Origin of the sequence: Streptomyces sp. NPDC006365, from assembly GCF_042870755.1 — a bacterium.
Classification (GTDB): Bacteria; Actinomycetota; Actinomycetes; order Streptomycetales; family Streptomycetaceae; genus Streptomyces; species Streptomyces xiangluensis.
On the sequence record NZ_JBIAHS010000030.1, the window covers coordinates 1 to 12,941 of the forward strand.

Consider the following 12,941-nt stretch of genomic DNA (forward strand, 5'->3'; position numbering starts at 1 on the left):
TCAGGCCGCCACCCTGCGCGTACCGCATACCACCGGCCTACCGCAGGGATCACCACACGTCACCACCCCCCGACAACAATCCGAAGGGCTCAGTAGGTGGGCCCGGTGCATCCTGAGCTGAACTTGGAGCTGACGACACGTCACCCGCTACGGGGCGAGCTGTACGCGGATGCCCAGCGTCGTGTCCCCTCCGCGGCGCAACCGGCTGTTGAGGATCATGATGCGGCCGAGGGTGCCGTATTTGCGGGCGACGAGGGAGCGGTAGCGGGCGCTGGTCGTCGCGTCGGCGATCTCGGCGGTGGCCGGGACCTGCTCGCCCGTCGGGGTGCCGCGCCGGTCGCACGGGCCGATCAGGATGTCGCCGCGTGCCCGGATCCGCTTGACCTTCCAGGAGTCGGCCTGGGTCTGCACGCCCAGCGTGTCACCGTCGCGCCCCACCCACACCGGCGTGGCGACCGGGGTGCCGTGGTGGGTGTCGCCCTGGTCATCTCGGTGTGGAACTACCCGGTCAATCTGCTGCTCGTGCCCGTCGCGGGCGCGCTCGCCGCCGGGAACGCGGTCGTCATGCGCAGCGCCTGGCGCAGACGGAGTTCGCCGATGCCGGACAGAGCTGCGTCGCCCCCGAGACCCGTCCGTAGGCGTCGGACGTCTGCGGTGCTCCAGTGTGGGCACGAAGGTGTCGAAGGCAGGCTGTGTGCGTAGGCAGCGGTAGCACCTGGCTGTTCTTCGGGCTCTGGCGGCACCAGTGGTTCTCCTGTGTCGGTGGTGGACGGGCGAGGGACCCCTCAATCGGGTGGTCGAGTGGCGCAAGTGCCTCGGGGGAGCTATCTATCGGTGATAGAACGACCGGTCTTTCTGCTGGCGCCTGTCCGGGCGGGTCCGCTTCCAGACGGAGGACTGCCACGGGTCCCCGGTGGACCGCACATGGCTCGTTCACGCCGCCCCGATCGACCACCGCACTCCCCGACAAGGCCTCGACATGACCACCAGCACCGCGCACCGCACGGCCCGGCCCTGCCGCCTCTGCAAGCCCTCGCAGGAACCGCACGACTACACCCTGTTCCTGCGGCAGTGGGTGCGCGCACCTGCCCGTATGGGGGCCATCGCCCCCAGCTCTCGGCATCTGGCCGAGGTGGTCTGCGCCCCGGTGCCCGAACGCGGCGAGCCCGTCGTGGTGGAACTGGGCGCCGGCACCGGACCGTTCACCGCCGAGATACAGCGCCGGCTCGGCGGACGCGGTCGCCACCTGGCCGTCGAGATCGATCCACTCCTCGCCCAGCGCCTGCGCGACCGCCACCCGGGGGCGGAGGTGATCCAGCGCGACGCCGTGCACCTGCGCCACCTGCTGGACGAGCGCGGCATCGAGAGCGCCGACGTGGTGGTCAGCGGCCTGCCCTGGGCCATCTTTCCCACCGCCGTCCAGCACCGGCTCATGGAGGCGACAGCCGCGGTGCTCGCCCCGGCGGGTGCGTTCACCGCGTTCACCTACCTCCACGCCGTTCCCCTCACCCCCGCCCGCCGCTTTCGCGAGTTGCTGACCGAGCGCTTCGAGGAAGTCGTCCCCAGCCGCACCATATGGCGCAACACACCCCCGGCCTTCGTCCTCCACGCCCGCAGACCTCGCCCATAACCCGCGCGTCGTGGTCGACGCTCTGTCAGGAAACGGGGTGGTCGGCTGAGTCGAGGGAGCGCTCGGCCTCGCTACGCTTCCACGGCGTGCCTCCGGCGAGGCCGAAGCTGAGGAGAGCAAGGGTGGACGCAGCGCCACTTGGCATCGCGATGGTGATGTGCCGATGCGGCCGGAACCGGGGCAAGTTCGCCATCGCGACGTTCAGCGCCCGGAGATATGGCTCTGCCGCGGTCGTGAACGGTTGAGTTCACGCAGAGGTCGGATGAGGGCCTGCTCGGCTGTCGCTGACGGCCAGCACCGGCAGACCCTTTCCAGGTGCCCGCAGGCCAGGGTCTGGTTGCTGCCGAGGCGGTCGGAGCAGGGTTGCTGATCGCCGCGCTCGTCTGCACCAAAGCCAGGTCGCCCAGCTGACGCACGACGTCGGCGCACTGCTGCCTGCCCCCGCGCGTCGATGTATTCGGGCCGGGCGTACTGCTGCCTGCCCCCGCGCGTCGACGTCTTCGGGCCGGGCGCGCCGACCGGCTTCTCGGTGGCCGCCGCGAAAACCTGGTGAGCCGCCCAGCGACACGGGGCCCACCTCGACGCAATGTGCCGTCCGGCCTGCCCGCCCAGGACCCGGTGCCTCAGGCAGTCGCCGCCACGCGTCTGGACCTGAGTGCGGTGGAATGCGCCCAGACGATGACGATCGAGAGGATGAAATCCAGGAGGGCGGAGGCAAGCAAGACTCCCGCCGGACTGGGGATGCCGTTCTGGGCGAAGGACACCAGCCGGCCCAGGCCCCCGAGGAAGATCGGGACTGCCAGGAAGTAGACGAGCACTCCCTGCCGGTGGATCGTCGCCGCCGTCCAGAAGAACAGGGGAGCCCAGCCGATGTAGACGCCTGCCATGAAGCGGTGCACGTTGTCCGCGTCCGCGGGGCCTCCCTGCGCCAATAGTTGCAGGCCGTCTCCGAGCGTGATGGCGGTGGCAAGCAGCAGGCAGACACGGACGATGGTGTTGGCTGCCGCGACAGGAACGCCTACTGCCATCACGACTCCTTGTGTGTCTCGGAGTTGGCCTCTGGATTGGTGGTCAGGCCTGTTCGGTGGGGCGTACGAGCAGTTCGCCGACGGCCACGTGCCGGGGGCGGGTCACGATGTAGCCGACGGTGTCGGCGATGTCCTGGCTCTGCAGGCGCTCGATGTCACCCAGACCGGCGGCGAGTGCCTTCAGGACCGGTTCCGGGTTGTGCGTGCGCAGTTCGGTGTCGACACTGCCCGGCTCGACGACGGACACGCGGACGTGCTGGCGTGCCAGCTCCTGGCGCAGCGACTCGCTGAAGGCGTTCACACCGAACTTGCTGGCGCCGTACACGGCCATCATGGGGTAGGCCACACGGCCGTTGAGGGAGCTGATGTTGACGATGTCGGCGACCTTGCGCGGTTCCTCGGCGGCGGCCTTGACCAGGTGGGGGATGGCCGCGTGGGCGGTGTACATCAGACCCATGAGGTTGATGTCGATCATGCGACGCCAGTCGTTCAGGTCCGCGCCAGGGGTGGGGCCGAGCAGCATGAGGCCGGCGTTGTTGACCAGGATGTCCAGGCGGCCCAAGCCGTCGACGGTCCGTTCGACGGCCTCCTCGGCGGCCTCGGCGGTGGTGATGTCGGCGGGCACTACCAGGGCCTTCCCGCCGGCGCCCGTGATCTGCGCGGCGAGGTCGGTGAGGCGGTCCTCGCGTCGGCCGACCAGGACCACGGAGGCACCCTCGCCGGCGAGTTCCAGGGCGGTGGCGTGACCGATGCCGCTGGAGGCACCGGTGACCAGGGCGACGGTTCCCTCGAGACGACGAGTCATGGTTCAAACCTTTCGATGAACGGCCACGCCGTTTGCGGGCCGTAGGAGATAGGGGGTGACGGCCCTGGGGGGCTGTACGGGGGTGGAGCCCACTCAGAGCTGGGCCACGGGCAGAATGGGGAAGTGAGTACTACTGGGCACAAGACAACCAACGCCAAGCGTCAGGAGAGGACGATCGAAGGAGACCTGCCTCCTCGCGAACGTCTGGTCCGGGCGGCGTCGCGGCTGTTCTATTACGAAGGCGTACGCGCGATCGGCGTGGAGCGGCTGATCGCCGAGGCCGGGGTGACGAAGGCGACCTTCTACCGGCACTTCGCTTCCAAGGACGACCTGGTCGTGGCGTATCTGCTGACCAAGGACGCCTACTACAAGGAGGCGGCCGAACCGCTGGCTGCCGGGCACCCGCCCGCGGAGGCGATCGACTTGATCTTCGAGACGATCGCCGAGCACGCTCGCGAGCGCGGCTTCCGCGGATCGCCGTTCCTGAACGCGGCCGCCGAGTACCCGGACGCCACCCATCCGGTCCGCGGCTTGGTGACGTCCCACCGGGACTGGATCCGCACCCTCTTCCAGGACCTGCTCACCCGGCTCGGCCACGCAGACCCGGAGTCGGCCGCCGGTGCGCTGCTGATGCTGTACGACGGCGCGATGGCAGCCGGCTACCTGGACGACTCGACAGCCGCCCACAAGACCCTGCTGAACGCGGTCCGACTGATCCGGTCGGGAGGCTGATCGCGTCGGAGCCGCATCAAACAGCGACTCTGTGTGGTGCCTCAGCCGGGCCGGGGCGCGGATTGGTTTCACCGAAATTTTGATCTCTCTTCGACATGCACCGGCGACCTACTGGCACGTCTCCGCCTCAAAGAAGCCCGGCAGGGAAGGCAGATAGGCCATCCTCAAGAATGTAGGAAGACCGGTCGTTCTATCTACCACTCGACGGTAACCCCCTTGCCGTCCGCGCGCCACCGATCGACCCGCATGTGGGATCCCTCACGAGTTACTGCTGCCCCGGAGGGCCTTCCTGGCTTGGCGTACCGTCGTGCCGCGACGGAGTCCGGTCCGTTCCGGTTCATGTAGATTTCTACAGGCACTCTCAGTCACATGGCCAGGCGAATGCGTCATGCATTCCGGACCGATTGCGCCCGTATCGACTTGTGCATTTCGGCAGGCAGAGGGGGATTTCCGGCCGAAACGGGGCAAGAATCCAGCCCGGATCCGCTCGGAGTATGCCCGTTCACTGCCCGCGCATCCGTCTCTGCCAGGGCACCCATCCCTGTCCAAGCTCGCGGACCTCTCTTCCGGCGCACGGCCACCAACCTCGGGTGGCGCGCGGTGCCGGTCTGGCGCTCCTTGGCCGGCAGGGCGACGACAGCCCTGGTCGAGGCTGTTGCCCGTGATCCGGTGCGTGGTCTGCGCAGGGAAAGGGCAACCGAGCGACCTGCCCCAACCGGACCCGTTGCCACGGCCCGTTATTGCTGCCGCGCACGGCCGGCGTGCTGACGGCGGCCGTGCGCGGCGGCTTGAGGAGTGATCGACGTTCCCAGTCCTTCGTTGCCGACATGCTGACATCCCTGTCTGAGGTGCAGCTGCCGCGCTGACAGCTCGGCATGAGATGCCTCAAGCGGCGCTGTGGGCCGGAAACCTAGGACTTCAACTGAGGCTTCGGCAAGGGGTTGGGCGAAGTCTCTCCGAACTCTTGGGAAGCGCACGAAGTGCTGGATCTAGTTCGATATTTCGAACGAAATGAGGCACGTGCATGCAGTAGAGGGCTTTGGCTGTCCCGGTCGGAGTGTGGGAGCGCACCCACTACCTCAGCCTGCGGGGATCCATCAACGAGCGCCCAGGGAAAGCGATTTCCCGAGGTCATGGTTTTCTTAGGGGTCATAGAAAGTAGGTGCGCAGCTCTTGACGTTCGGCATGCCGAACGGATCTCATGAGCGCGCCGTTTCGTCTCGTTTGCTTCTGATCGACCTTGTGGCCTTGTCTGCCCAAGGACTCGCTGCTCTGCCCCAGGAGTCGTCTTGCAACTCTCTTCCTTCGGTCTTTCCACTCCCGGCCCCGGCCGCCGCACGCTGGGGCGAGGACGGCGAGTTACTACTTCGTCCCGCCGTACACGTACCCATGGGCGCTGTTCTGTCGGGTTTCCAGTTCGACTTCTGCGCCTTCGTGTTCAGCAACCACATGCGCTCCCTGCCGCACGAGCTGACCGAGGCCGCACTGGTCGACGGCGCCTCGGTGTGGCGGCGCCAACAAGGGCTGACCCACCCGTTATGAGAGACCGGTCCAAGCCGCCAAGGACCACTCGCACTAGGCCGCCGGAGGCAGGAGTTGTTTTCTGCACGCTCCTGCCTCTGGTGCGTACGACCCGTCCACCGCAAGGAGCCGCAATGTTCGCTCGTACTGGTAGCAGGCGGGATCCCGCTCATACCGACGACCCGGTCACGGTGACCAACGGGACGCAGTTCACCGCCACCGACGAAGGTCCACCGACACCACTGAAGACGCCGTAACCGTGCAACTGCACGCCCACGCCCACGGCGACGGCGACGGCGACGGAGTGATCACCCAATACACCTGCGGCTCCCGCTGGACCCAGCAGTTCCAACGGCGCACCGCCTGACCGAGAGCCGCAGCAGCCCGGCGGGTGACCGCAGATGCCCCGCCAGGCTGGGAGGAGACGACCCCGCCGTGAACGAAACCGATACAGAGGCCGGAATCGAGCTCGTGGCCGTGGCCGTCGCGGTTGGCCAGGCGCGACGGTTCGTAACGCACACGTTGCGGGCGTGGGGCCTTCAAGAGATGACGGACACCGCCGCGTTGATCGTCTCCGAGCTGGTGACCAACGCCGTGCGCGCCACAGGGACATCGGAGCCCCCGGGTCACGCCCTTGCCGAATCGGCGCTTGTCGAGGTGCAACTTCACGTGCGTAACGGATCCCTGCTACTCGAAGTCCGGGACAGAAGTTCCACACAGCCGGCAATGCCGAGAGTGGTGGACGACGGCGCCGAGGAAGGGCGCGGACTCATCCTCGTCGAAGCGATGAGTGCCGGCTGGGGTGTGCGGCGAGAAAGGGCCGGCGGAAAGGTGGTGTACGCGGAGCTGGCCGTAGCATCGTCGCGCGAGACAGCGGCGACGCCCGTGGAGCTGTCCGAAAAGGTCCAGGAGGTGGGCCACTTGGCAGGCGAAGCCTTGCTGGCCCGACTCTTGGAGACAGCGAAGAAGCGCCCGATGCCGGGCTGATCAAAGACACTTCCGCCCCCTCTGTGACATTTCTGTGATCGGCCGGCGACTACGGACACCGGCGTCTTCGCCACCTCATGCCGCGGGCACCACCGGCGAATCCGACTTCAGCGGACTCACCGTGCGTGTACGGACAGCTGCCAGGGGTCAGGAACGCCGCCGTTTCCGACAACGCTCCTGAGCCCAGACCGCCCGCACAACGGACAACCACCGAGCACAGGACCACCGACGAACCGGTTGACAGCCCCGAACTCAGCGAAGTCGACCCGGCCTTGGCACCCGTCCGCGCCACCTCGATCGGCGGCCTGCACAGACCCGTATGCACAGAGCCGCATGCACAGAAGGGACACGACATGCTCAACTATCAGCGCACCCGACCCAGTCCTCACTCCACCGCACTCCCTCCCGCCAGAACCCGCTCCCTGCGCCGCGCGGCAGCTGGTCTGCTGGCCGGGCTGATCACCGTGTCGATCAGTGCTCTGTCCGGCGCATCACCGGCCGCCGCCGAAGACCCTGAGCTGGACGCCGGCCAGTTCCAAGGCGTGAACTGGGCCAGGGTGGGAGACAACTTCACCTACGGCGCCGTTGTCCCCGAGGGGCTGAACGAATCCGACAGCTACGAGACCGTCAAGGTCAACGCCAACGCCATCCTCAGCGGGTTCCAGAGCACGCTCGGCGCCAACACCGTACGGCTGCCGATCAACAGCCGCTCCGTCCCGGGCACAACGTGGGGCGACAGGTACGCCGGCGCCATCGATGCCGCGACAGCGAAGGGCTTCAAGGTCATCCTCTCCTACTGGGAAGGGGACGGCGAGGACAGGAACAACGACGGGAAACCGGACGGGCCCGGCTGGAGCGGCAAGGTCGTCGACGCGGATGCGTTCAAGTCGATGTGGAAGGCCGTGACGGACAAGTACGCGTCCAACGGGCTCGTCTACTTCGAGCCGTTCAACGAGCCCCATGGACACAGTGCCACCGAGTGGGCGGACATCGCCGCCAAGTGGATCGCCGACCACCCGTCGGTCCCCAGGAACCGGATCATCGTGAGCGGACCCGGCTACAACGACTACGTCACGAGCGTGTGCGCCGATTCCCGCCTCGACGGGACTTACCTCTCGCTCCACCACTACGCCTTCGGTAAGCCGGCGAGGACCTATGGCGAGTGGGTCACCGACTTCAAGAGCAAGGTCGGCACCTGCGCCAAGCGCACCATCCTGGACGAGTTCGGCGCACCGATGGGCGGCGCAGGCGCGGACGCAGGCAAGGACTACAACGACGCCAACAGCACCGACAACTTCGTGCGGTACCTGCGCGCCGACACCGACACCGTCCACGAACTCGGCATGGGCGCGGTCTACTGGCCTGCCATCGGCGGCAAGTACCAGGAGTACCCCGACCACGACTACTACTCGCTCTTCGACCTCGAGGGCAGCGGTGCCAACCTGACGCTGGGCATCCGCAACATCAGCGGTATCGACGCCGTCAAGCGCGCCTGGGGTGCCGACCCCGGCTCACACAGGAGCATCCTGCGCAACGCCGACGGCAACGGCTGCCTCGACGTCCCCCAACGAAGCCACGACAACGTCCAGGTCCAGGTCTACGACTCGTGCTGGGGCGGCGACAACCAGCAGTGGACCAGGACGCCCTCCGGGCAGATCACCGTCTACAACGGCGACAAGTGCCTGGACGCCTACCGCGAAGGCACCACCGACGCCACCGAGGTCGGCACCTATGACTGCAACGGGCAGAACAATCAGAAGTGGATGTTCTACTCCGACGGCACGATCCGCTCAGTGAAGTCCGGTCTGTGCCTGGACAAGGACCTGGCCACCTCCAAGGTCCAGCTCTGGTCCTGCTGGGGCGGCAACAACCAGAAGTGGAAGACCAGCTAGGGGAAATGCCCGCTGGACACACCCGCAGGCCGGTCGCGGACGCCAAGAGCCGCGGCCGGTCTCCCCTGGGTCGTCCCTGAGCATCGCCCTGGTTCATCCGCGGTCCATCCGCGCCCCTAACGCCTCCCGACCACGCATTGAGGGCAGCTGTGCCCTTTGACGACCTGACCGCCTTCCGCCCGGGCTTTGAGCCGGGTGACCGGGTCACCAACTGGGCGACGCTGAACGAGCCGTACCGCTCCGGACTGGCTCGGCCACCTCCAGCGCGTCATGGCGCCGGGCCGCACCGACCTGACCTCCGTCGTACACGACGCCTCACACCCTCTGCTGCTCGCCCACGGACTTGGCGTCGAAGCACTCCCGTCCACGGTCCCATGAGCGCGCGTCGGCCGTCGGCATTGTCAACGTCCTTACGCAGTCCGAGCCCACCGACGACCAGTCCGAGGATCTCGCCACCTCGCACGGCGACGACGGCACAACAACCGCTGGTGGCGCGATCCCATCCACGGCTGCGGCTACCCGGCCGACGTGTGCGGGGCCGAACCACCCATGGAGCCCGAGGATCTGGAGACGATCGCGGCGCCGCTGGACTGGCTGGGCCATGGGGGGGCGGCCCCAGACGGTCCCGGGCATGGGTCAGGGGAGGGCAGCGGCACCCGAACAGGTTCAACTTCTCTGCCCAGTTGCTCGATGTCGCCGTCGGTCGGGCAGCCGTCGAGACACCGGAAACTCGTCGGCCTTGCTACGCGTCACCCTCCTGACTCGACCTCATCGACCTCACCCGCCGGGGCGCTGATCTCCCTTTTGAGGATCTTGCCGCTGGGACCGGTCGGCAGCGTGTCCACGAGCCATACCTTGCGCGGGTACTTGTACGCCGCCACGCGACCCTTGACGAACTGCTGGAGCTCGTCGGGCGTGGCCACGGCGCCCGGGCGCAACACCACCGCGGCCGCGATCTCCTCGCCCAGATGCGCGTCGGCCACGCCCACCACCGCGGCAAGCGCGACGGCCGGGTGCTCGTGGAGCACCTCCTCGATCTCGCGCGGGTAGACGTTGTAGCCGCCGCGGATGATCATGTCCTTCTTGCGGTCGACGATGTACAGATAGCCGTCCTCGTCCTGCCGTGCGAGGTCACCACTGCGCAGCCAGCCGTCCGGGATGGTGACCGCCGTCTCCTCCGGGCGCTTCCAGTAACCCTTCATCACGTTCGGCCCGCGGACGGCCAGTTCGCCGATCTCGCCGGGAGCCACGTCCTGGCCCTTGTCGTCGAGGAGTCGCACCTCCACGTCCTTGATCGGGGTGCCGATGGACCCGGGCTTGCGCGGCCGGTCGGGGTGGTTGAAGGTGACCACCGGACTGGTCTCGGACATGCCGAAGCCCTCCAGCACCATGCAGCCGAAGCGACGCTCGAAGCCATGCAGGATCTCCACCGGCAGTGAGGCTCCGCCGGAGACGCACATGCGCAGCGTGGACACGTCGGCCTCCGACGGGTGCTGGAGCAGCGCCGCGTACATGGTCGGTACGCCCTCGAAGATCGTCGCCCGGTCGCGGGCGATGGCGTCCAGGACGGTCTGCGGGTCGAAGCGGGGGATCAGGGTGAGCGAGGCGCCGGCGCGGACGGTCACGCTCATCGTGCAGATCTGGCCGAAGATATGGAACAGCGGCAGGCAGCCCACGACCACGTCATCCGCCGTCATCCGCTGCACATGGGTCGCATTGGCCTCAGTGTTGTGCCGCAGCCCGGCGTGGGTGAGCGTGGCGCCCTTGGGGCGGCCGGTGGTGCCGGAGGTGTACAGCAGCACGGCCACGTCCTCGCCGTCCGGCTCGCTCACCTCCGGCAGCGGCTCGTGACCGGCCAGCAGTCCCGCGAAGGCGGCGGGCTCGACGGCCATCTGCCGCACTCCGGCGGCGGCCGCGCCCTGCGCGCCCTCGCCCGGCGCCTGATGCCACTCGAAGAGCATCACCGCGCCGGAGTCACGCAGGTGGTATTCGGTCTCCCGAGTCTTCAACAGCGGGTTCATCGGCACAACGACCGCTCCGGCGCGCAGCACGCCGTAGTACAGGAGGACGAACTCGGGAACGTTGGGCAGCATCAGAGCGACCCGGTCTCCCGGTCGTACGCCCTCGGCCCGCAGCAGCGCGGCGGCGCGGGCACTGCGCTCGTCGAGCTCCGCGTACGTGGTGACCTGGCCCCCCAGTCGCAGCGCGGGGCGTTCCGGCTGCCGCCGTGCCGTCTCCACCAGGAACTCCGCCAGATTGGCCATGCCGCCTCCACGAACGTCGCCGTCGAAATCCGCTGTTCACGTTGACGACATCGTGCAGATGTCTGTGGCGACGGCCTATGTGCGGTATGACACCGTCTGCCCTCCCGGATTGTTCCCGAGCACAAAACAGGGGCGTTACGCTGCGGGAATGAACCTCTCAGGGGTGGTCTCGGCGCTTCATGCGAGGCTGCCGGAACTGGGCGAGCGGATGGCGCAGCGCATCCGCTCGGACGTCGATGCCTACAAGGACGAGTCGCTGATCCCTTTCGATTCGCTGCGCCGCTCGTGCACCGCCAACGCGGACCTGCTCCTGAACCAGCTCGGCCGCGCGGACGCGCAGAACCCGAGCCCGGCCCGGGAGACCGGCCGCCTCCGCGCCGAGCAGGGCGTGCCACTGGCGGACACCCTGCACGCGTACCGGATCGGCTTCGAGCTCCTGTGGACCGAGATCCTCGCCGAGGCACGCACCCATCCCGAGGTCTCCGACGCCCAACTGGTGTCCCAGTCGGCGGAGATCTGGGCCCTGTTCGGCCGTTACGCGGAGGCGGTGGCGGCGGCCTACCGGGAGACCACCGCCGAACTGACCTCGCGGCGCCAGGCGCGGCGCTCGGCACTCGTGGAGGCGCTGTTCACCGGCGTCATCGCCGACCACACGCTGTGGGAGGCCGCCCGCGAGCTGGGCCTGCCCGACCGCGGGCCCTACGTGGTCGCCGCGGCGGCGGCCGACGCTCCCGGCGAGGAGCCGCTGGCGGGGGCGGAGGTGGCGCTGCGTCAGGCTCACGTCCACTTCGCCTGGCGGCTGCTGCCCGACCAGCAGATCGGTCTGGCCGCCCTGCCCTCGGCGACGGCGGAGAGCACCTGCCTGCGCATCCTGCGCCGCGCGGGCGCCCGTGTGGGTATCAGCCCGTGCTTTCACTCGCTTCGGGACACCCCGCGGGCTCTGCGCTTCGCCCGTCTGGCTCTGGCCGGCCTCCAGGGCACCGGCCCCGGCGTCGCGCGGTTCGACGACGACCCGCTGGCGATGGTCGTTGCCGCGGCCCCGGCCGAGGCGGCGCACCTGGTGGAGGTGGTCCTCCAACGCCTGCTCGATCTCCCGGCCGCGGAGCGTGCCCGTCTCCTGGAGACTCTGGAGCACTGGTATGCCGCCGCCGGCTCCGCCACGGACGCGGCGCGGAGTCTCTTCGTCCACCCCAACACCGTCCGCTACCGGCTGCGCCGCGTCGAGGAGCTGGCGGGCCGATCCCTGTCCGATCCGCGAGCGGTGGCGGACATCGGTGCGGCGCTCCTGGCGGTCCGCCGGGCGAGCGCGTCTTTCAGCGACGTCATTCAGTAAGAAGATTCGGCCAAGCCGTACGATCCAGCCTGCTGTCGGGTGCGCGGTGGCACCCAAGGCCCCGGATGCGCCTCGTCGATGCTCGATGACGGCAAAGACGTACAGCCGCGCTCCGGTCAGCTCTCGGCCTCGAACAGATCGCAGGCGAGCAGCGCCTTGGCCTTGCCGCTCAGGAAGTCGGCCCAGGTTGTGCTGTGACGTTCGGGAGCGGGCGGGATGCCGTGTTCCTTGAGGATCTCCCAGACGGTGGAGGCGGCGACCTTGATGCCCAAGGCAGCGAGTTCGCCGTGGATCCGGCGGTAGCCCCACGAGGAATTTTCGCTTCAGCTCGAGTCTTCCCCGCGCGATCACGACCGTATCGTCAATCGTCAGTGGTCAAGTCCCCTCTCGGACACAGACCAGATCCCCAGCTTGTGCGGGTCGAGTTGAGCCTCGGCCCGCACAAGCTGTTTTCCGGGCTCGTAGGTGAGCCGGAGCCCGAGGTTTTGGTAGACGTCGGCCTTGTCCTGTGGATCGGCGTCGGCGAGCGCGTCGCGGATGTTGCCGAGTGATGTGATCACCGCGTGGATGTCATCCTCGCGGAGGTGGTGCGCGCTGGTGGGCGTGCGGGTCCGGGCGAGGTCTTGGGCGCGGTGGGCTTGGGCCTCGGCGGTCCATGGGGAGACGTTGCCGCTGCTGAAGCGGCCGGGCGGGGCGACCCTGAGATCCGGTGGCGGGTCCCGACCGGGCGGCGGCCTGTGCCGACTGAG

General features: G+C 68.2%; 10 protein-coding genes and 3 pseudogenes. 7 read left to right on the plus strand and 6 right to left on the minus strand.

Annotated features, from left to right (window positions below):
* Positions 1-147: 147 nt before the first annotated feature.
* Positions 148-468, minus strand: a pseudogene (locus tag ACFYO0_RS43690) (PPOX class F420-dependent oxidoreductase); the annotation flags it as partial.
* On the opposite strand from ACFYO0_RS43690, the gene ACFYO0_RS43695 reads away from it, so the two are divergent.
* Both ACFYO0_RS43695 and ACFYO0_RS43700 read left to right on the plus strand, forming a co-directional pair.
* Entirely contained in the window at positions 469-702 is a 234-nt protein-coding gene (locus ACFYO0_RS43695) for an aldehyde dehydrogenase family protein (RefSeq protein ID WP_388687527.1), read from the plus strand.
* Positions 703-979: 277 nt separating this feature from the next.
* Positions 980-1,630 carry a class I SAM-dependent methyltransferase gene (locus ACFYO0_RS43700; protein WP_388687409.1) on the plus strand — a complete coding sequence of 217 codons (651 nt, stop codon included), beginning with the start codon at positions 980-982 and terminating at the stop codon, positions 1,628-1,630.
* A 623-nt stretch (positions 1,631-2,253) separates the two neighbouring features.
* Here ACFYO0_RS43700 and ACFYO0_RS43705 read toward each other — a convergent pair.
* The gene (locus ACFYO0_RS43705) at positions 2,254-2,658 is read right to left on the minus strand and encodes a DUF4345 family protein (RefSeq protein ID WP_388687410.1); all 405 of its coding nucleotides are present in this window, start codon (positions 2,656-2,658) and stop codon (positions 2,254-2,256) included.
* A gap of 43 nt (positions 2,659-2,701) precedes the next feature.
* Positions 2,702-3,463: an SDR family NAD(P)-dependent oxidoreductase gene (locus ACFYO0_RS43710; RefSeq protein WP_388687412.1), complete on the minus strand. Its 762-nt coding sequence runs from the start codon at positions 3,461-3,463 to the stop codon at positions 2,702-2,704.
* A 123-nt stretch (positions 3,464-3,586) separates the two neighbouring features.
* Here ACFYO0_RS43710 and ACFYO0_RS43715 point away from each other — a divergent pair, with 123 nt between their 5' ends.
* The 4 genes and pseudogenes from ACFYO0_RS43715 (at position 3,587) to ACFYO0_RS43730 (ending at position 8,595) form a co-directional block, all read left to right on the plus strand.
* Positions 3,587-4,195 carry a TetR/AcrR family transcriptional regulator gene (locus ACFYO0_RS43715; protein ID WP_388687413.1) on the plus strand — a complete coding sequence of 203 codons (609 nt, stop codon included), beginning with the start codon at positions 3,587-3,589 and terminating at the stop codon, positions 4,193-4,195.
* A gap of 1,410 nt (positions 4,196-5,605) precedes the next feature.
* A pseudogene (locus ACFYO0_RS43720) lies at positions 5,606-5,734 on the plus strand (carbohydrate ABC transporter permease); the annotation flags it as partial.
* 417 nt (positions 5,735-6,151) lie between these two features.
* A complete protein-coding gene (locus ACFYO0_RS43725; RefSeq protein ID WP_388687414.1) occupies positions 6,152-6,703 on the plus strand; it encodes an ATP-binding protein in 552 nt (183 codons plus the stop codon).
* A gap of 353 nt (positions 6,704-7,056) precedes the next feature.
* A complete protein-coding gene (locus ACFYO0_RS43730; RefSeq protein ID WP_388687416.1) occupies positions 7,057-8,595 on the plus strand; it encodes a ricin-type beta-trefoil lectin domain protein in 1,539 nt (512 codons plus the stop codon).
* A 749-nt stretch (positions 8,596-9,344) separates the two neighbouring features.
* Here ACFYO0_RS43730 and ACFYO0_RS43735 read toward each other — a convergent pair.
* Positions 9,345-10,859 carry a long-chain fatty acid--CoA ligase gene (locus ACFYO0_RS43735; RefSeq protein WP_388687417.1) on the minus strand — a complete coding sequence of 505 codons (1,515 nt, stop codon included), beginning with the start codon at positions 10,857-10,859 and terminating at the stop codon, positions 9,345-9,347.
* A gap of 163 nt (positions 10,860-11,022) precedes the next feature.
* Here ACFYO0_RS43735 and ACFYO0_RS43740 point away from each other — a divergent pair, with 163 nt between their 5' ends.
* Positions 11,023-12,192 (plus strand): PucR family transcriptional regulator, encoded by a 1,170-nt coding sequence (locus tag ACFYO0_RS43740; protein ID WP_388687529.1) that lies wholly within the window; start codon positions 11,023-11,025, stop codon positions 12,190-12,192.
* Here ACFYO0_RS43740 and ACFYO0_RS43745 read toward each other — a convergent pair.
* Both ACFYO0_RS43745 and ACFYO0_RS43750 read right to left on the minus strand, forming a co-directional pair.
* Positions 12,160-12,512: pseudogene (locus ACFYO0_RS43745) on the minus strand (integrase); the annotation flags it as partial. The gene ACFYO0_RS43740 and the pseudogene ACFYO0_RS43745 sit on opposite strands and share 33 nt — an antisense overlap.
* 48 nt (positions 12,513-12,560) lie before the next feature.
* Positions 12,561-12,752, minus strand: coding sequence for a hypothetical protein (locus ACFYO0_RS43750; RefSeq protein WP_388687419.1), 192 nt, complete (start codon positions 12,750-12,752; stop codon positions 12,561-12,563).
* Between the last annotated feature and the right edge of the window lie 189 nt (positions 12,753-12,941).